The 18,440-nt window shown below is 61.1% G+C and carries 15 protein-coding genes and 4 tRNA genes; 4 read left to right on the top strand and 15 right to left on the bottom strand.

Annotated elements, in window-relative coordinates:
- Positions 1-56 precede the first annotated feature (56 nt).
- From J3P96_RS04465 to rluD, 8 genes are all read right to left on the bottom strand, one after another.
- Positions 57-1,682 (bottom strand): methyl-accepting chemotaxis protein, encoded by a 1,626-nt coding sequence (locus tag J3P96_RS04465; protein WP_434655600.1) that lies wholly within the window; start codon positions 1,680-1,682, stop codon positions 57-59.
- A 155-nt stretch (positions 1,683-1,837) separates the two neighbouring features.
- Positions 1,838-1,914: transfer RNA gene (locus J3P96_RS04460), tRNA-Pro, on the bottom strand.
- Positions 1,915-2,008: 94 nt separating this feature from the next.
- Positions 2,009-2,084, bottom strand: a tRNA-Lys gene (locus J3P96_RS04455).
- Positions 2,085-2,089: 5 nt separating this feature from the next.
- Positions 2,090-2,166, bottom strand: a tRNA-Pro gene (locus tag J3P96_RS04450).
- Between the two features lie 7 nt (positions 2,167-2,173).
- Positions 2,174-2,249: transfer RNA gene (locus J3P96_RS04445), tRNA-Asn, on the bottom strand.
- Positions 2,250-2,564: 315 nt separating this feature from the next.
- On the bottom strand, positions 2,565-5,129 hold the full coding sequence (clpB, locus tag J3P96_RS04440) for an ATP-dependent chaperone ClpB (protein ID WP_181290028.1): 2,565 nt from the start codon (positions 5,127-5,129) through the stop codon (positions 2,565-2,567).
- A gap of 131 nt (positions 5,130-5,260) precedes the next feature.
- Positions 5,261-5,986 carry a peptidoglycan editing factor PgeF gene (pgeF, locus tag J3P96_RS04435; RefSeq protein ID WP_434655597.1) on the bottom strand — a complete coding sequence of 242 codons (726 nt, stop codon included), beginning with the start codon at positions 5,984-5,986 and terminating at the stop codon, positions 5,261-5,263.
- Positions 5,983-6,945: a 23S rRNA pseudouridine(1911/1915/1917) synthase RluD gene (gene rluD / locus J3P96_RS04430; RefSeq protein WP_434655594.1), complete on the bottom strand. Its 963-nt coding sequence runs from the start codon at positions 6,943-6,945 to the stop codon at positions 5,983-5,985. Before rluD ends, pgeF begins: the two co-directional genes overlap by 4 nt.
- A 150-nt stretch (positions 6,946-7,095) precedes the next feature.
- On the opposite strand from rluD, the gene J3P96_RS04425 reads away from it, so the two are divergent.
- From J3P96_RS04425 to J3P96_RS04410, 4 genes are all read left to right on the top strand, one after another.
- Complete coding sequence (locus J3P96_RS04425) at positions 7,096-8,112, top strand: outer membrane protein assembly factor BamD (protein ID WP_305498735.1); 1,017 nt, start codon at positions 7,096-7,098, stop codon at positions 8,110-8,112.
- A gap of 124 nt (positions 8,113-8,236) precedes the next feature.
- A complete protein-coding gene (locus J3P96_RS04420) occupies positions 8,237-8,470 on the top strand; it encodes a PP0621 family protein (RefSeq protein ID WP_434601868.1) in 234 nt (77 codons plus the stop codon).
- The gene (locus J3P96_RS04415; RefSeq protein ID WP_434655591.1) at positions 8,460-10,049 is read left to right on the top strand and encodes a two-component system sensor histidine kinase NtrB; all 1,590 of its coding nucleotides are present in this window, start codon (positions 8,460-8,462) and stop codon (positions 10,047-10,049) included. Before J3P96_RS04420 ends, J3P96_RS04415 begins: the two co-directional genes overlap by 11 nt.
- A complete protein-coding gene (locus J3P96_RS04410) occupies positions 10,046-11,392 on the top strand; it encodes a sigma-54-dependent transcriptional regulator (protein ID WP_434628177.1) in 1,347 nt (448 codons plus the stop codon). The genes J3P96_RS04415 and J3P96_RS04410 overlap by 4 nt, the downstream gene beginning before the upstream one ends.
- A gap of 194 nt (positions 11,393-11,586) precedes the next feature.
- Here the strand turns inward: J3P96_RS04410 and thiO are convergent, their stop codons facing one another.
- Genes thiO through J3P96_RS04375 form a run of 7 tightly spaced genes read right to left on the bottom strand, consistent with a single transcriptional unit; the run spans position 11,587 to position 18,378 of the window.
- Positions 11,587-12,687 (bottom strand): glycine oxidase ThiO, encoded by a 1,101-nt coding sequence (thiO, locus tag J3P96_RS04405; RefSeq protein ID WP_434655588.1) that lies wholly within the window; start codon positions 12,685-12,687, stop codon positions 11,587-11,589.
- 54 nt (positions 12,688-12,741) lie between these two features.
- The gene (locus J3P96_RS04400; RefSeq protein ID WP_434655585.1) at positions 12,742-13,143 is read right to left on the bottom strand and encodes a type IV pilin protein; all 402 of its coding nucleotides are present in this window, start codon (positions 13,141-13,143) and stop codon (positions 12,742-12,744) included.
- Between the two features lie 8 nt (positions 13,144-13,151).
- A complete protein-coding gene (locus J3P96_RS04395; protein WP_434655583.1) occupies positions 13,152-16,253 on the bottom strand; it encodes a pilus assembly protein in 3,102 nt (1,033 codons plus the stop codon).
- On the bottom strand, positions 16,240-16,716 hold the full coding sequence (locus tag J3P96_RS04390) for a pilus assembly PilX family protein (protein ID WP_305498726.1): 477 nt from the start codon (positions 16,714-16,716) through the stop codon (positions 16,240-16,242). Before J3P96_RS04390 ends, J3P96_RS04395 begins: the two co-directional genes overlap by 14 nt.
- An 11-nt stretch (positions 16,717-16,727) precedes the next feature.
- Positions 16,728-17,441, bottom strand: a complete 714-nt coding sequence (locus J3P96_RS04385; RefSeq protein ID WP_434655581.1) for a PilW family protein — start codon at positions 17,439-17,441, stop codon at positions 16,728-16,730.
- On the bottom strand, positions 17,438-17,899 hold the full coding sequence (pilV, locus tag J3P96_RS04380; RefSeq protein ID WP_305498723.1) for a type IV pilus modification protein PilV: 462 nt from the start codon (positions 17,897-17,899) through the stop codon (positions 17,438-17,440). The genes J3P96_RS04385 and pilV overlap by 4 nt, the downstream gene beginning before the upstream one ends.
- The gene (locus J3P96_RS04375; protein ID WP_434655579.1) at positions 17,896-18,378 is read right to left on the bottom strand and encodes a GspH/FimT family pseudopilin; all 483 of its coding nucleotides are present in this window, start codon (positions 18,376-18,378) and stop codon (positions 17,896-17,898) included. The genes pilV and J3P96_RS04375 overlap by 4 nt, the downstream gene beginning before the upstream one ends.
- Between the last annotated feature and the right edge of the window lie 62 nt (positions 18,379-18,440).

Genomic DNA, 18,440 nt, shown 5'->3' with positions numbered 1-18,440 from the left:
CCTGTGGGAGCGAGCTTGCTCGCGATGAGGGCGGTACAGTCAGTACTTAATCTCGATCAAACCTGAAACCGCTGCACCATCGTGCGCAGCGAGTTCGCCAACTGCGACAGTTCATGGCTGGACGCGCTGGTCTGGTCGGCCCCAGTGGCCGAGCGCACGGACAAATCACGAATATTGACCAGGTTGCGATCCACCTCGCGGGCCACCTGCGCCTGCTCTTCGGCCGCGCTGGCGATCACCAGGTTGCGCTCGTGGATCTGATGCACCGACGCCGTAATGGTTTGCAGCGCCTCCCCCGCGCGCTCGGCCATTGCCAGGGTACTGGCCGCACGGCTGGAGCTGGCCTGCATGGAATCCAGGGCCTGGGTGGCACCGCTGCGCATGCCTTGGACCATCTGCTCGATTTCCTGGGTCGATTGCTGCGTGCGATAGGCCAATGCCCGGACTTCGTCGGCGACCACGGCAAAACCACGGCCGCTCTCTCCCGCCCGCGCCGCTTCGATGGCCGCGTTGAGCGCCAACAGGTTGGTCTGCTCGGCAATGGCCCGGATCACATCCAGCACCTTGCCGATGTCCTGGGACTGGCTGGCCAGGGATTGCACCAGGCCGCCGGTGATTTGCACATCGCTGGCGAGGGCGCTGATCGCGTTGACGGTATCGCTGACCCGCTCCTGGCCCAACATCGCCGACTCGCTGGATTGGCGTGTCGCATCGGAGGTGGACACCGCGTTGCGCGCGACCTCTTCCACGGCGGTAGTCATTTCGGTGACCGCAGTGGCGGCCTGCTCGATTTCGTTGTTCTGCTGTTGCAGGCTTTGAGTGCTGTCGAGCGTGACGGCGTTCAATTCATCGGCAGCGGTCGCCAGTTGCGTCGCCGAGCCGCTGATGCCCTGCAGGGTTTGCCGAAGGTTCTGCTGCATGGTGGCCAACGCCTTGAGCAGGCGACTCACTTCATCATTGCCATGGGTCTCGATCGGCCGGGTCAGGTCACCGCGGGCCACACTCTCCGCGGCAGTCAGCGCCTCGCCCAGCGGCTTGACGATACTGCGGGTCAGCAACATTGCCAGGACCACCGTGGCCAGAGCCGCCAGCACCACGAACAGACTGACGACCATCCGCGAGTTGGCGTAGTGCTCCTGGGATTTCTGGCTCTCGATGGACACCTGTTTGGAGAACAGTTGCGCAAGATCGTTGAGCTGCTTGCCCGAGCCATCCACCACGGTTTTCATGTCCACCAGCAACAACTTGATCAATTCATCCCGCCGCCCCTGCTCCGCCAGGGTGAATGACTGGGCGATCCCCGCGCGGTAGGCGGTGAAGGTCTGCTTGAACTGCTCGTAGAGCGCCTTGCCTTCCGGTGTCACCACAAGCTTGTCGTAACTGGCGATTTTCTCGCTCAGTTCCTTGTCGCGGGTATCCATCTGCCCGCGATACACCGGGATGTTCTTCGGGTCTTCATCCAGGGCCATGCGCAGGGAAATGGTGCGAATGCGCAACATCAATTCGCGGATCTCGTCGCCGCCCCGGATGCTCGGCAGCCATTGGGTTTCCACCGCGACCTCGCTGTCGCGAATACTCGACATCTGCCCCAGCGCAAATACGCCGAGCAGCGCCACCAGCACGGCGATCAAGGCGAAACCCAGCGCGGCGCGGGGGGCGATATTCAACTGACGAAGAAACATAACGGGCGCCTTTTCTTGTTATCGGCCTGAAGAGAGGGCGATCGTTCATGCCCCTGTCGGCGGGTTATCGGCAAGTTGTATGATGACTTGAAGGGAAGAGGCTTTCCGGCGGGCAAAAAAAATCCCCGTATCTTTCGATACGAGGATTTTTAATATGGTCGGGGTAAGGGGATTCGAACTCCTGACATCCTGCTCCCAAAGCAGGCGCGCTACCGGACTGCGCTATACCCCGGTAAAAAAAAGGCGACCTTCGCAAGTCGCCTTCCTCGATCAGCGCTTTTGGCCTCTGATCTTAAGATTCGATTCCAGCGAACTGGTTTCAAAAATGGTGGGTCGTGTGGGATTCGAACCTACGACCAATTGGTTAAAAGCCAACTGCTCTACCAACTGAGCTAACGACCCAAATATGGTCGGGGTAAGGGGATTCGAACTCCTGACATCCTGCTCCCAAAGCAGGCGCGCTACCGGACTGCGCTATACCCCGATTGAAATGGCTCCGTGACCAGGACTCGAACCTGGGACCCAATGATTAACAGTCATTTGCTCTACCGACTGAGCTATCACGGAACTGATATTTCAAGTTACTGCTATTTACCGCTACAGCGTTGAAGCTTGCTGCAACCTCTTCGACCCGTTTGCATCGCTGCGTTCGTGTGTCTGAGGCGCGCTATTCTACAATCTTCAAAACCTCTGTCAACCCCTTAAATTGCTTTCAAGACAATGATTTGCAACTTATTTTGGATTCCTTCTCAGTGAGAAGTCGCCCTCGGGGTGACGTACTGCGGGGCGCACTTTACAAGCCTTTTCCTTTGAGTTCAACGGCCTGATGAAAAAAATGGCCTCGCCAGGCGAGGCCATTTCAATCACCGGCTGTTGCGGCTTTCAGTTGAAGACGATCTCGTCGTTTTCCACGGTGCCGGTCACTGTTTCGCCGGGCATGAAGCGGCCGGACAGAATCAACTGCGCCAACGGGTTTTCGATCCAGCGCTGGATGGCCCGTTTCAGCGGCCGTGCGCCATAGACCGGGTCGTAACCCACCGCGATCAGCTTGTCCAACGCCTCGTCGCTCAGTTGCAGCTTCAGCTCACGCTCGGTGAGACGGCTGCGCAGGCGACCCAGCTGGATCTCGGTAATACCGGCGATCTGATCACGGGCCAGCGGCTCGAAGATCACCACTTCGTCCACCCGGTTGATGAACTCGGGACGGAAGTGCGTGGAAATCGCGTCCATCACCGCAGCGCGTTGCGCCTCGCGATCGCCGACCAGTTCCTGGATCTGCGTCGAGCCCAGGTTGGAGGTCATCACGATCACCGTATTGCGAAAATCCACTGTACGGCCGTGGCTGTCAGTCAGGCGACCGTCCTCAAGCACCTGCAAGAGAATGTTGAACACGTCCGGGTGGGCCTTCTCGACCTCATCGAGCAGGATCACCGAGTAGGGTTTACGCCGCACGGCCTCGGTCAGGTAACCGCCCTCTTCGTAGCCGACATAGCCTGGCGGCGCACCGATCAAGCGGGCCACGGAATGTTTCTCCATGAACTCGGACATGTCGATGCGCACCATGGCCTCTTCGGTGTCGAAGAGGAATTCGGCCAGCGCCTTGCACAGCTCGGTCTTGCCCACGCCGGTCGGGCCGAGGAACATGAACGAGCCGCTCGGACGGTTAGGGTCCGACAACCCGGCACGGGACCGACGCACGGCGTTGGAGACCGCCACCACGGCTTCTTCCTGGCCGATCACGCGCTGGTGCAGCAGGCTTTCCATCTTCAACAGCTTGTCGCGCTCGCCTTCAAGCATTTTCGACACGGGAATGCCGGTCCACTTGGAAACCACCTCGGCGATTTCCTCTTCGGTGACCTTGCTACGTAGCAGCTGGTTTTCACTCTTACCGTGCTGGTCAACCATCTGCAGGCTGCGCTCAAGATCCGGGATCACCCCATATTGCAGCTCGGCCATGCGGTTGAGATCGCCCTTGCGGCGGGCCGCTTCCAGTTCCTGGCGAGACTGCTCGATCTTCTGCTGGATCTGCGCCGAGCCCTGGACTTCGGCTTTCTCCGAATTCCAGATTTCTTCGAGATCGGAATACTCGCGCTCGTGCCGGACGATTTCTTCCTGCAACCTTTCCAGGCGTTTCTTCGCGGCCTCGTCGCTCTCTTTTTTCAGGGCCTGGGATTCGACCTTGAGCTGAATCAAGCGCCGCTCCAGACGATCCAGTACTTCAGGCTTGGAATCGATTTCCATGCGGATGCGGCTGGCGGCCTCGTCAATCAGGTCGATGGCCTTGTCCGGCAATTGCCGGTCAGTGATATAGCGGTGGCTGAGCTTTGCTGCCGCGATGATCGCACCGTCGGTGATCGCCACCTTGTGGTGAACCTCGTAGCGCTCCTTCAGGCCGCGCAAGATCGCGATGGTGTCTTCTTCGCTCGGCTCCTCCACCAGCACCTTCTGGAAGCGCCGTTCTAGGGCCGCGTCTTTCTCGATGTACTGGCGGTATTCGTTGAGCGTGGTCGCGCCAACGCAATGCAACTCACCACGGGCCAGCGCAGGCTTGAGCATATTGCCGGCGTCCATCGAGCCCTCGCCCTTGCCGGCCCCGACCATGGTGTGCAATTCGTCGATGAACAGAATGATCTGCCCTTCCTGCTTCGACAGTTCATTGAGCAAGGCCTTGAGCCGTTCCTCGAATTCGCCGCGGTACTTGGCGCCAGCGATCAGCGCGCCCATGTCGAGGGACAGCAAGCGCTTGCCCCGCAGGCCGTCGGGCACTTCGCCATTGATGATGCGCTGGGCCAGGCCCTCGGCGATGGCGGTCTTGCCCACGCCAGGTTCACCGATCAGCACCGGGTTGTTCTTGGTGCGACGCTGCAGGACCTGGATGGTGCGGCGAATTTCATCGTCACGGCCGATCACCGGGTCAAGCTTGCCTTCCTCGGCGCGCTTGGTCAGGTCGACGGTGTATTTGTCCAGCGCCTGGCGCGCTTCCTCGTGGTTGGGATCGTTGACCGCATCGCCACCACGCAGGTTGTTGATGGCATTTTCCAGGGCTTTCTTGCTCACGCCCTGGCCGAGCAGCAACTTGCCCAGCTTGCTGTTCTCGTCCATCGCGGCGAGCAGCACCAGTTCGCTGGAAATGAACTGGTCGCCCTTCTGTTGGGCCAGGCGATCGGCCTGGTTGAGCAGCCGCGCCAGGTCCTGGGACATGTTCACGTCACCGGTCGGATTCTGGATCTTGGGCAGTTGGTCGAGTTCTTTGGCCAACTCTTTGCGCAGGCTGTTGACGTCAAAGCCCACCTGCATCAGCAGTGGCTTGATGGAACCGCCTTGCTGTTCGAGCATGGCCTGCATCAAGTGCGCCGGTTCGATGCCGGGATGGTCCAGGCCGACGGCCAGGGATTGGGCATCGGACAAGGCCAATTGCAGTTTGCTGGTTAAACGATCAATACGCATGGGTCACCTTCCTAATGAGCAGGCCGGACCTGGAAAAACATCCTGAATGAAGAAACCTGCCAGATACCGCTATAGATGTGGCCGATTCTGGAAGATTCAAGCAGTGCGCGGTTGATACAGATCAGCAGAGTCTAGCGTTCAAGCCAGATCAGGGAAGCGAAGCGACCGGTGCGGGCGCTGCGACGGTAGGAAAAGAAGCGCGGATCGGTCACGGTGCACAGGCCGCCACCGTACACGGCGGTGACGCCGCGAGCCGCGAGACGCAGCCGCGCCAGCGCATAGATATCCGCCAGGAACTTCCCGGCATTGTGGCTGGGCATGAAGGCTTGTTGCGCCTCGGGCAGTTGCGCAACAAAAACCTCACGCACCTCCGGCCCCACTTCGAACGCTTGCGGGCCGATGGCCGGGCCGAGCCAGGCGAGGATTTCTTCGCCCGGTACTTGCAGACGATCAAGGGTGGCTTCCAAGACTCCGTTGGCCAGCCCGCGCCAACCGGCATGGGCTGCCGCGACATGGGTGCCGGCGTGGTTACAGAACAATACAGGCAGGCAATCGGCCGTCATTGCCGCGCAGGCGATACCCGGCGTGGCGGTCCAGCAGGCATCGGCGACAGCCACCTCGGCCGGGTCAGCTTCGACCACCTCGATACCGTGGACCTGCTGCAACCAGGCCGGACGCATGGCGAAACGATCGGTGAGGCGACGACGGTTTTCGGCGACGGCCGCAGGCTCATCGCCGACATGGTCGCCGAGGTTGAGGCTGTCGAACGGCGCCAGGCTGACGCCGCCCTCGCGGGTGGTGACACAGGCCTTGACCCGGGCCGGCGCGGGCCAGTCGGGTATCAGCCAGTCACTCATCCGATGAACGCCTCGCGATCCTGCTTGAGCAGCGTCAGCAGCCAGACGAAGTCATCCGGCAACGGCGATTCCCAGCTCATGCGCTTACCGGTCGTCGGGTGGTCCAGCTCCAGCAAGCGCGCGTGCAGCGCCTGGCGCGGGAAGTTTTTCAACGATTCGACCATGGTCTGGCTCGCGGCCGGCGGAATGCGGAAACGACCGCCATAGGCCGGGTCGCCCACCAGCGGGAAGTTGATATGGGACATATGCACGCGAATCTGGTGGGTCCGGCCGGTTTCCAGCTTGACCCGCACATGCGTGTGCGAACGAAAACGCTCCAGCACGCGGTAATGACTGACCGCCTGCTTGCCACCTTCCATCACCGCCATGCGCTGGCGCTGCTGGCCGTGACGGCCGATCGGTGCGTTGATCTTGCCACCGGCGGTGACCACGCCGATCACGATGCATTCATAGATGCGGCTGACGCTGCGGCTTTGCAGCTGTGTGACCAGCTGTGTCTGCGCCTGGATGGTCTTGGCGACCACCATCAGGCCGGTGGTGTCCTTGTCCAGGCGGTGCACGATCCCGGCGCGGGGCACATTGATGATGTCCGGCACATGGTGCAGCAAGGCGTTGAGCAGGGTGCCATCGGCGTGACCGGCCGCCGGGTGGACCACCAGGCCCGCGGGCTTGTTGATCACCAGGATGTCGTCGTCTTCGTAGACGATGTCCAGGGCAATATCCTGGGCGACCCATTCTCCCTGGGCCTCCTGCTCGGCGGTCAGTTCGAGGATGGCGCCGCCATGGACGATGTCGCGCGGACGGATCACCGCCCCGTCCACTGTCAGGCGACCGTCCTTGATCCAGGCGGAAAGGCGCGAGCGCGAGTGCTCGGCGAAGAGTTGGGCGGCGACTTGATCGAGGCGTTGGCCGCCCAATTCGGACGGCACCTCTGCGCGAAGTTCTATTTTATCGGACATGCTCGGACTGGGCGTCGGCACAGCCTTTGGTTTCGGCTGCGCGCTTGTGGTTAAATACGGCGTCTTTTGCCCCGAGGCTTTCAACGGGGCGCTCATCATAACAGGACGGCCCCGCCCAAGACAGCGGCCGTCATAGGGACGCAAGCCGCCATGCAAGTGAAACACCTGCTGCTGATCGCCATCCTCGCATTGACTGCTGCTTGCTCGTCGAAGGAAGTCGTAGACGAAAACCTGAGCGAAGTCGAACTGTACCAACAGGCGCAGAACGACCTGGATAACAACAGCTATACCAGCGCCACCGCCAAGCTCAAGGCGTTGGAGTCGCGGTATCCGTTCGGTCGCTACGCCGACCAGGCGCAGCTGGAGCTGATCTACGCCAACTACAAGAACGCCGAGCCGGAAGCTGCCAAGTCCGCCGCCGAGCGTTTCATTCGTCTGCACCCGCAGCACCCGAACGTCGATTACGCTTACTACCTCAAGGGCCTGACCTCCTTCGACCAGGACGTCGGCCTGCTGGCGCGCTTCCTGCCGCTGGACATGACCAAGCGTGACCCGGGCGCCGCGCGCGACTCCTACAACGAGTTCGCCCAGCTGACCAGCCGCTTCCCCAACAGCCGCTATTCGCCTGATGCCAAGCAGCGCATGATCTACCTGCGCAACCTGCTGGCGTCCTACGAAATCCACGTGGCTGACTACTACCTGACCCGCCAGGCCTACGTCGCCGCCGCGAACCGTGGCCGCTACGTGGTGGAAAACTTCCAGGAAACCCCATCGGTTGGCGACGGCCTGGCTGTCATGACCGAAGCCTACCAGCGCCTGCACCTGGATGACCTCGCGGCCACCAGCCTGGAAACGCTGAAGCTGAACTACCCCGATCACCCATCGCTGGTCGATGGCCAGTTCACCCCCCGGGTCGATGAAGCCGACAACCGTTCGTGGCTGAGCAAGGCGACCCTCGGCCTGATCGAATCCCGTCCGCCGCTGCCGCCGGGCGAAACCCGCGCCAACCAGGACGTCCAGCGCCAGTTCCAGGACGCCAAGGAAGCCATTCCGAACGAGCTCAAGCCCAAGGACGAAAATGGCGACGTGATCGAAGAAGAAGAGCCGGAAAGCGAATCCAGCGATCGCTCCTGGTTCAGCTACATGACCTTCGGCATGTTCGACTGAAAGCCAAGGCACCATAAAAAGGGAGACCCTGGGTCTCCCTTTTTCATGCCTGCATTTTATTGCGCTGTGCGCCGTTCCTGTCCTTGGCTAAACTGCCTGATCTCTAGCCAAAAAGCCGCCCATCATGCTTCGTTTACTGTTCTGGATCGCCCTGATTGCCGCCGCGATATGGTTGTGGCGCAAGTTCAAGGCGACCTCCGCCACATCGAACACCTCGCGTGACCATGACGCGCGCCCGATGGTGCGTTGCGCCCAGTGCGGGGTGCACCTGCCGCGCGACCGGGCGCTGGCCCTCGACCAACAATGGTATTGCAGCCAGGCTCACCTCGAGCAAGGCCCGGGTACTCGTGATCGCTGAGGCCTCGCGTCCCCGCGTCAAACAGGCGCAGCGTCTGCTGCGCCTCTATCACCTGTACCGCCTGAGCATCGGCATCACCCTGGTGCTGCTGATCACCAGCAACATGGACAACCGGCTGCTGGAGTTCGCCAACGACGACCTGCTGCGCAGCGGCAGCTGGTTGTATCTGGTGCTGAACATCCTGCTGGTGGTGTTCCTTGAAAATACGCGTCGCCCAGCCCGGCTGTTCGGGCTGGCGCTCACCGACGTATTGCTGCTGTCGTGGCTGTTCTTCGTCGCGGGTGGCGCCCCCAGCGCCATCGGCAACCTGATCATTGTCTCGGTAGCCATCGGCAACACCTTGCTGAAGGGGCGCATCGGCCTGCTGATCGCTGCCGTCGCCACCCTTGGCATCGTCGGCTCGACATTTGTCCTCGGCCTCAGCGACGCGAGCCGCCCCAGCAGCTATCTACAGGCAGGCACCCTGGGCGCTTTGTGTTTCGCCGCCGCTTTGCTGGTGCAAGGCCTGACCCGACGCCTGGAAGCCAGCGAAACCCTGGCCGAGCAACGGGCCAGCGAAGTGCTCAGCCTCGAAGCGCTCAACGCCTTGATCCTGCAACGCATGCGCACCGGCATCCTGGTGCTTGATCACCAGCACCGGGTGCGACTGGCCAACGAAAGCGCCTTGAACCTGCTGGGCATGCACGACCTGGTCGGCCAGCAGATAGACGATTATTCCAGCGCCCTGGTCGAACGGCTGCAATCGTGGCGGAACAACCCCAGCCTGCGCGCGCAAAGCCTGACCATCAGCGGCACCGGCCTGACGCTGCAACCCAGCTTCATCGCCCTCGGCCCTCAGGATCAGCAGCAAACCCTGGTATTTCTCGAAGACCTGGCCCAAGTGGCCCAACATGCCCAGCAACTGAAACTCGCCTCCCTCGGGCGCCTCACCGCGGGTATTTCCCATGAAATCCGCAACCCTCTGGGCGCCATCAGCCACGCCGCGCAATTGCTCGGTGAATCCGAGGAACTGAACAACGCCGACCGACGTCTGACGCAGATTATTCAAGATCACTCCCTACGAATGAATCGCGTCATCGAAAACGTCCTGCAGCTGTCCCGCCGCCAGCAAACCGCGCCGCAACGCCTGGATTTACGCACATGGCTGGAGCAATTCGTCCGGCAGACCCGGGAAAACGCGGCCGAGCCCCAGCGATTGCACCTGAGCATCGACCCGGGCGACTACATCACACTCATGGACCCCGACCAACTGGCCCAGGTGCTCGACAATCTGCTGCGCAACGCCTGGCGTCATAGCGCAATGGCCCATGAACAGGCCGAGGCCTGGTTGAAGCTGTTCGTCGACCCGCACAGTCAACTGGCAACGCTAGACATCATCGACAACGGCCCTGGCGTAACGCCGGAGCAGCAGGCGCACTTGTTCGAACCCTTCTTCACCACCAGCAGCCAGGGCACCGGCCTCGGGCTCTATCTGTCCCGTGAGCTGTGCGAAAGCAACCAGGCCCGCCTAGACTTCAAATCACGCCAAGGCGGCGGTTGCTTTCGCATCACCTTTGCTCACGGACGGAAACAGATTTGAATACACGCTCACGGCAACGAATCCTGATCGTCGATGACGAACCGGACATCCGCGAACTCCTGGAAATCACCCTGGGAAGGATGAAACTCGACACCCGCAGCGCCAAGAACCTCGCCGAGGCCCAAGCCCTGCTGGCAGGTGAAACCTTCGACCTGTGCCTGACCGACATGCGCCTGCCCGATGGTACCGGCCTGGAACTGGTGCAACACATCCAGCAACGCGTTCCTCAACTGCCGGTGGCGATGATCACCGCCTATGGCAGCCTGGAAGTCGCTATCGACGCGCTCAAGGCCGGCGCCTTCGACTTCCTGACCAAACCGGTCGACCTGGGGCGGCTGCGGGAGCTGATTGGCAGCGCCTTGCGCCTGTCGCCGGGTGCTGCGCCGAGTACGACCGTCGAGCGCTGCCTGTTGGGCGACTCGCCACCCATGCGCAGCGTGCGCCGACAGATTGAAAAACTCGCCCGCAGCCAGGCGCCGGTCTACATCAGCGGCGAATCAGGCTGCGGCAAGGAACTGGTGGCGCGCCTGATTCATGAACAAGGCCCTCGCTACAGCCAGGGGTTTGTGCCAGTCAATTGTGGGGCCATTCCGACGGAGTTGATGGAAAGCGAGTTTTTCGGCCATCGAAAAGGCAGCTTCACCGGCGCCATCGAAGACAAGCCCGGCCTGTTCCAGGCGGCTCACGGCGGGACTCTGTTCCTCGATGAAGTCGCCGACCTGCCACTGGCGATGCAGGTCAAGCTGTTGCGTGCCATCCAGGAAAAAGCCGTGCGCGCGGTGGGCGGGCAACAGGAGGAAGTGGTGGATGTGCGAATCCTCTGCGCCACCCACAAGGACCTCGGCGCAGAAGTCGCCGCCGGTCGCTTTCGCCAGGACTTGTATTACCGGCTGAATGTGATCGAACTGCGCGTCCCGCCCTTGCGTGAACGCCGGGAAGACATCGAACTGCTGGCCAACCACATGCTCCAGCGCCTGGCCACCAACGCCGGCAGCCCAGTGGCGACGCTCCATCCGCAAGCCCTCAAAGCGCTGCAGAACTACCGCTTCCCGGGCAACGTGCGAGAACTGGAGAACATGCTCGAACGGGCCTACACCCTGTGCGAACACCAGCAGATCGAGGCCGATGACTTGCGTCTCGCCGAACACAGCGGGGCTGGCGAGGCGGGCAATCCGGATCTGATGCAGGTCGACAATCTGGAAGATTATCTGGAGGACGTCGAACGCAAGGTCATCCTCCAGGCCCTGGAAGAAACCCGCTGGAACCGCACCGCAGCGGCGCAGAGATTGAAGTTGTCGTTTCGATCGATGCGGTATCGGTTGAAGAAGTTGGGGTTGGATTGAAGGCAGCGCTCATCCTGTGGCGAGGGAGCTTGCTCCCGCTCGGCTGCGTAGCAGTCGTAAAAACACCCTGCTGTTTCCCAGATGCACCTTGCTGAATGATTTTGGGTCTGCTGCGCAGCCCAGCGGGAGCAAGCTCCCTCGCCACGGGATTTTTGGTTGCTGCCGCAGCTGCGCTCCCACAGGGAGAGCCGAACCTACAGTCGCCCCGCCGGGGCATACGGCGCAGGATCAATCACCGGCTCACGCCCCAGCATCACGTCGACGAACAACCGGCACGAAGCCGGCGCCAGCACCAGGCCGTTGCGGTAATGGCCGCAGTTCAACCACAACCCCGCAAACCCCGGCACTTCGCCAATGTAGGGAATACCCTCCGGCGATCCTGGCCGTAACCCAGCCCAATGCCCCACCAACTCGGCGTCGGCCAGCGCCGGGATCAACTCCAGAGCCGAAGCCTTGAGGCTTTCCAGCGCCGAGTCGGTCGGCGTCTTGTCGAAGCCTTCATGCTCCAGCGTACTGCCAATCAAGATGTGCCCGTCACGACGCGGAATCGCATAACGGCCCTTGGCCAGGACCATGCTCGACAGGAAATCGGACGCGCACTTGTACAGGATCATCTGGCCCTTCACCGGCTCGACCGGCAACTCCAGCCCCAGCGTTCCAAGCAACTCGCCGCTCCAGGCCCCCGCAGCGAGAACCACTTGATCGCCGCGTATCTCCCCCGCTGAACTCCTCACGCCACTGACGCGCTCACCGTCGCGAATGAACCCGCTGACTTCGCAATGCTCATGAAGCGTGACATTCGGCATCGTCTGCAATGCAGCCTTGAGGGACTTCACCAGCCGCGGATTACGCACGTTCGCCACATCGGCCATATGGATCGCCCGGGAAAAGCCCGAGCCCAATACCGGAACCGCATCATGAACCGCGGAGATATCCACAGCCCGCAGCGGGCGCCCTTCCCGCTCGGCCCAGGCCAGTGCTTCGGCCTGATCGTCGAGGTCCAGCCAATACAGGCCGGTGATATGCACTTGCGGATCGATCCCGGTCGCGGCAAACAAGGACTCGCCCAGCTGTGGATAAAAATCCTGCGACCAGTGGGCCAGCGCGGTGACCGCCGGGCTATAGCGCCATGGGTACAGCGGCGAAACAATACCGCCGCCGGCCCAGGATGATTCCTGGCCAAGCCCGGAGCGGTCCAGCAGCACCACCCGCTGGCCTTCGGAGGCGAGATTGAATGCCGTCAGCAGGCCGATGACTCCGCCGCCGACTATCACCACTTGCTGTTGCCTGGTCATGTTCTGTTTCGACTCACAAGACAGAGGGCGCTCGTGTGCACCCGGATAAAAAACTCAACGACCCCAGCAATCCTTGGTGGTCACGCCGGCAGAGGAGTTGATATTGGCCCGCTTGCCCGTGTTGTCGATCGTAAAATCACCGCACTTGTCTGTCGCCATGGACGAGCCACTTCTGCGTAGTGCGGTCAGGGTAAAGCTCTGCTCCGTCGGCGTCAGGTTAATAGTGTAGAAATCGTTGCCACCGCTCAGGCCAGTCGCGTTGGTATAGACGTTGGTCTTCGAATAGTGACGCTCAAGGATTTGTGCCTGCTCCGACAGCAGCCCGGCGATTTCGGCCCGCCGCCCCTTTTTCATGTATTCGGTCAGGCTGGGATAGCCGATGGTGATCACGATACCGATGATCGCGATGACAATCATGATTTCGATCAAGGTGAAACCCCGGTTGAATTTGCGCATGCCTTACCTCACTGTATTTGCCGCCACATGATACGACGGCTGCCACCGACGGACTTGGTCAGCAGGTCGGTGATTCCACCACCGGAGTCATTCACCACCATATTGGTTGCTCCATTGGCGCTGACGACGGCACTCAAGGTCGGGATCCCCCCCCTGAACACCACGCCAGCGGAAATCGTGTCGAGGGTATTGATTGAACCATCGTTGTTGGTATCGAGCACCGCGTAGTTGAGCATCTTACCGTTGAACGCATCCACTTCGATCAGTTTGCCCGTACCAAAGCTCGCACAAGGATCAGTGGTGTCCACGGCGGCGGTGGTAAAGACCACACGCCCAAGTACCAGGCTGGCCGGGTTGATCACCCGTTCACCGGTCAGCGCGTTGTTGTATATCAGCGGCAGATACCAGCCTTTTTGCGTGGGATAGGCCACGTTGTTCTGGCTGGTGGTCACGAATTGCCCGGTAGTACCGGAAAAAATGCTAGTGATCGACTGGGCCTGCAGGTTCGCCACGGTAATCTGCCCGGCGCCACCGCTAGCGTCCCAGATCGAATAGAACCCTTGCAGGTCCTTGTTGAGCTTGTCCGCCGACTCATTGAACTTGCCCGTGCCGAAAAATACCTGGATGCCGCCCTGGGGGTTCTCCGCCAGCAGCGGTTGCGCGGTGATCGGCTGTGTCGCCCCACCTGGAGCGGTGAACAACGGCTGGCCGGCAAACGCCAGGCCCCAGGTGTTCGGCGAAGTTGCGCTGAGGTCGAACTTCCACATCCGTCCTTTCAGATCCCCACCATAGGCCGCCTGCACAACGTTCTGGGCGTTGACCCGCAGCTTGACCGACGAAAGGCCATTATTGGTGTCGGGGCTGTTGACGACTATCTTGCGAATCAGCGAACCGTCGCGAACGTCCACCACGTACAGCGCCGCAACGCCGGTATTACTGCCATAACCATTGGCGATGAACGCCGCCGAGCGACCGTCCGCAAGGCGTGCGACTTCAGGGCGCGCGTAGGCGTAGCCCAGGTCATTGAAGGCATTGGCTGCGTTGGCGATGGTCGGCGCGCTGATCTCCCACAGTGCCCGGATCGCGTTGCCTGCCGCTGCATCGAACAGTTGCACCGCGTAAAACGCCCGGCCGCCCGCGCCGGTGCCACCCAGGGCCAGCGTTTTCCAGACGCTGCCCAGTTGCGCATCGAATACGGCAACCTGTCCGTCCACCAGGAATTTATGACTCACGCCATTGATGTAGCCGGGATCAGCGATGAGCTGCAATGAGGGAAGCACGGTCGACGGCATATATGCGTAACGGCGGGTTCCGTTGGCGCTGTTGATGACACTAAAGAAACCATCATTGCCATTCACCACCAGGCTGCTGCTCATGTTTGCCGCCTTGGTCGTCAGGTAATTGCTGTAACTGGTGTCGTTCAGCAGGTCCGAGGCGGTCTGGTCATTGGGCGAGGCCAGGACCAGCGGCGAATTGATGATGTCCCCCAGCAGCACGCTGCGCACCTTGAGCCCGGTCTTGTTGACGCCTTTGCTCCACTCCACCAAGTCGTTGCCGGTGATCCCCGTGGGCAGGCCCTGGCTCAGGCTGGTTTGCTGGGCCGGCGAAAAGTTGCCATAGGCCAGGGTCACCGGCACGTTGGTCGCGGTGTTCCAGGACTGGTAAATCGGTGGTGTGGCACCGGGAACGATAGCGGTGTCGGTGGTCCACTGCGCTGCTGCGGTGTTCACCGTTCCAGTGGAATTGAAGCCGAATGCCTTGATGGTGCCGCGCCAGTCCCTGGGGTCGTAGGTGGTCTGGTAAAAACTGGAAGTGCTGGAGAGCGTCGCGCCATTGCTGGTGCCGCCGCCTCCCGAACCGGCCTTGGAGGTGATGTCGCTCAGGGCCGATGACAGCGCCGAGTTCAGGCCTTCACTGTCGGTGGCCGGATAATATTTGCCCGCACCGTAGCGAGCGGCGTCGGAAAGCATCTGGTTGGTGACAGCAAAACCCACAGTGTAGGTATTGAGGTACTGCCTGCGGAATTCGGCTCCATCCCAGCTTTTCCCGGTGACGTCGGTGCCGGTGGAACGCATGTCGATGTCGAAGGCGAACTTGGCGATGTCGTCCAAGTACAGCGTGTCGCCCTCCGCGTCGCCCGTGGCACTGGCGCCATCATTCGCACTGATGCCATCCCAATTCGGCAAGCGGCCTGCCCCTAGCGGATCGTTGGTGGGAAACGTCCGATCGTAGGTGGGCAGGCCATCGGTAATCACCACGCCGAAATTCTTCTGGCAGCGATACTGGATCGGGCTGGTATAGGTGCTGGGCGTGCCGTTGTAATACGGTGCCATGCCGCGGAAATAGCGGGTAACCTCGTAATAACTTTCTGCCAACGGGGTGTTGGCGACGGCGCCCAAAGCGTTGATGGCATTGATAAGAGCGCTGTAGTTGGTGTTGGCCTGGGTCTGGGTGACGCTGCCGCTGACCGGCGACAAGTCGCTGATGGCTCGGGCGATATAACCACCGGGGCCGAAGTTGATGCTGCTGGGCGGGTTGAAAGTGGCCAGGCCAATGCGCAGGGCGCGGTTATTGGCGACCAGGTCTGTGGAGACATCCCGAGCCACGTTGATTCGATAATCGTTGGGAATCGTGCCGGTGGTGAAGTCGCGGCTCGAACCGTTGGCCAAGGTGACCAGATAAGCCAGGTACCTGGCCGTGTAACGAGTGTTACCGCCCCCTACAGGATCGGGCAACCGCAGACAGACCCGCCCGATGGTGGATCGATAGAAACCATACCAGCCGGAAGAGCAGCCGCCACGCAACAGGCCGACCAACAGAATGTTCGTGTCGTCCAGATCTAGTTCATACCTGTCGTTGCAGCTGCTACTGGAATTGCACGCAAATGTACGCGTCTGTGTTGCCGCCGGATCAAACCCCGCCGCCCAGATAATGTTGTTCATGCTCCCCGAATCGTCGATCAGCAACATCACGTTGGGCGTCACCGCCGCCGCACTCAACAACGGCGATTCCGACGGTGTGAAGCCATAGACCGGGGCCGTCAGGTAAAGGCTGAGCAACACTCCCCACAACGCCTGTCGCCAGCCCCGAAGCACTCTAATATTTCGCATAGATGCTCTCCACCACGCTGCGCTGGTTGTTGCCTACCACCGCCACCGCCGTGATCCGGTACAGCGTCGCCGAAGTATTGAGCGGCACGTTGACTGCCGTAAGGGTTGTGCCGATGTTTTGCACGCCGTAAAACCCACCGGCGGCGGCTACCCAGAGCACCCCCGACGACGAATAACGCCCCGCCACCGTCACTGTTGCCGACTCAGGCGGTGGCGCGCACTGGGCCGCGGTACAAACCGGCAGCGAATAACTTTCTGCCTGCACCGCGCTTTCCCCGACCCTCAGCGCCGCCTCGGCCATCTGGAACGACTGGTTGCGCTGCATGACGCTGCTGGTCATCTTTTCCTGGAGCGTGGCGCTCTGCATCGACGACAAACCAATCAGTGTCAGCAGCAGCAAAAAGACCAGGCTGACCAGCAAGGCCATGCCACGCTGGCGATACCCGAAACCTGTCGACCTCATCAGTCGCCCCCTCATAGCAGCCGGTTGCGCAAGGCAGCAACCACGTTGAAGGTCTGCTCGCGCACGGTATTTTTCGGGTCGAACAGCGTCAGCGTCAGGCGCACGCTGCGGATCAGCGCCGGGTCGCTCGGATTGCCGCTGTAGCTGGTGGCCGCGATGTCCGTCGCGCTGCCGGCCACGCCGAAGGTCACGTCGAATGCCCGCACGTTATCCACCAGCACCGCCATGGTCGGGTTGCCAGCGCCGCTCCCCAGCAATAACTGATTGTTGTTGAAACCATAGATCAGCCGCCGGATCGGAAAGGCCATCTGCCCGCTCGCGGGTGCTCGCGCTCCGGTGTAGGCGGTGGCCGTATTGCGGCAATCGGAAACGATGGTCCAGGTCGGCGCACTGCCGCTATTGCCGATATCCGCCGTGACCAGGGTCAACCTGCGGGTGGCGTTGTCCCAGCGAATCGGGGTGATCTGGCTGGCGGCGAAATCATTGTTCGAAGACGCGTCGGTGACCGTCGCCAGGCAGCCGAACATGCCCACCATGCGAATTTCCTGAACCATTTTGCTCAAGGCAAACCGTGCATCCTCTTGCATTACCGCGGCGGCACTCTGGCTTACGTAAGTATTTTTCGCGGCGATGAAAATCTGCACGACGCCCAGCACGACGATCAGGCTGATGACCAGCGCGATCATCAGTTCGATCAGCCCGAAACCCCGGCTATGCCGGTTCATGGCGTCGTCGCCAATGGATCGACAGCGACCCGGCTGGTCAGCACAAAGCTGCGTCGCGCCTCGGCCGCGTTGGTCGTGTTGGCAGCCCGGGCGTCGTCCCAGGAAATGGTGATGGTGTAGACCCGCTGGTTCAGCGCAACCGTACCGGTGGCCGTGGCGCCGCCGAAAGCGACGATGTTGGTCTTGAAGTCATAAAGATCCTGGTCCCGGGCCACGTTGAGGTTCGGCGAGCTCGGCGGCGTGATGGTGTAGTCGGCACCGGAATTGGCCCGGATGCGGTCCAACAGGTCGTAGGCGATGAAGCTGGCCTGGCTGGTCATGCGCGAGCTGTCGGTGTATTTGAGGGCATTGAGCTGGACCATCGCCGCGCCCAGCAAACCCACGCCGAGAATCAGCATCGCCACCAGCACCTCGATGAGCGTCATGCCCTCCTGCGCCGTTTTACTGCAATCCTTCATCCGCAATTTCCACCCAATACGATTCGTCCATTGAGGCAGACATTGAGCGTCCTGCTCTGCGCCCCTCTCACGTAATTGAAGCCCACCGGAGTGGTCGGTGCCGATAACCCGCCCAGGTTGTTGAAATCAATGTTGGTCACTTCTGAGGTTAGCGTCAGAGTCACGCCGCCGCCCATTGCTGGAACAACCCGCAATACATTGGTCGGATTGGCCGAGTTGCCCGTGTTGTCATACACCATCAATTCACCGCTCCAGGCACCGCCCTGCGTGGTGGGACGAATCCGCGTGGTGATGCCACGGTTGATCGCTTCCATTCGCGCGAAATTCAAGGCTCGGCGCAGGTCGTCGATCTCGGTATCGGCCTTGGTACTTTGCAGCGAGCCGGTGAATGACGGCACCGCCATGGTGATCAGGATCAGCAGCACGCCGAGGGCCACCAACACCTCGATCAGCGTGAAACCTTTTGTACGAAGATCCATCGATGCCCTCCGTTGCCGTCGGCTATACCTGCTTCTACACGCTAGAACAAACCGTCGCCGTA

Origin of the sequence: Pseudomonas sp. R3-56 (genome assembly GCF_051132075.1) — a bacterium.
Taxonomy (GTDB): domain Bacteria; phylum Pseudomonadota; class Gammaproteobacteria; order Pseudomonadales; family Pseudomonadaceae; genus Aquipseudomonas.
Note: the sequence above shows the minus strand (reverse complement) of the source record. Positions and strands in the feature narration are given on the sequence as shown.

Excerpts from the sequence above, each read along its gene's own strand:
- rluD (WP_434655594.1), bottom strand. The coding sequence starts at position 6,945 with ATGTCCGATAAAATAGAACTTCGCGCAGAGGTGCCGTCCGAATTGGGC.
- J3P96_RS04420 (WP_434601868.1), top strand. The coding sequence starts at position 8,237 with ATGCTTCGTTTACTGTTCTGGATCGCCCTGATTGCCGCCGCGATATGG.
- J3P96_RS04390 (WP_305498726.1), bottom strand. The coding sequence starts at position 16,716 with ATGAGGTCGACAGGTTTCGGGTATCGCCAGCGTGGCATGGCCTTGCTG.
- J3P96_RS04465 (WP_434655600.1), bottom strand. The coding sequence starts at position 1,682 with ATGTTTCTTCGTCAGTTGAATATCGCCCCCCGCGCCGCGCTGGGTTTC.
- clpB (WP_181290028.1), bottom strand. The coding sequence starts at position 5,129 with ATGCGTATTGATCGTTTAACCAGCAAACTGCAATTGGCCTTGTCCGAT.
- J3P96_RS04425 (WP_305498735.1), top strand. The coding sequence starts at position 7,096 with ATGCAAGTGAAACACCTGCTGCTGATCGCCATCCTCGCATTGACTGCT.
- J3P96_RS04385 (WP_434655581.1), bottom strand. The coding sequence starts at position 17,441 with ATGAACCGGCATAGCCGGGGTTTCGGGCTGATCGAACTGATGATCGCG.
- J3P96_RS04400 (WP_434655585.1), bottom strand. The coding sequence starts at position 13,143 with ATGCGCAAATTCAACCGGGGTTTCACCTTGATCGAAATCATGATTGTC.
- pgeF (WP_434655597.1), bottom strand. The coding sequence starts at position 5,986 with ATGAGTGACTGGCTGATACCCGACTGGCCCGCGCCGGCCCGGGTCAAG.
- thiO (WP_434655588.1), bottom strand. The coding sequence starts at position 12,687 with ATGACCAGGCAACAGCAAGTGGTGATAGTCGGCGGCGGAGTCATCGGC.
- J3P96_RS04395 (WP_434655583.1), bottom strand. The coding sequence starts at position 16,253 with ATGCGAAATATTAGAGTGCTTCGGGGCTGGCGACAGGCGTTGTGGGGA.
- J3P96_RS04375 (WP_434655579.1), bottom strand. The coding sequence starts at position 18,378 with ATGGATCTTCGTACAAAAGGTTTCACGCTGATCGAGGTGTTGGTGGCC.
- pilV (WP_305498723.1), bottom strand. The coding sequence starts at position 17,899 with ATGAAGGATTGCAGTAAAACGGCGCAGGAGGGCATGACGCTCATCGAG.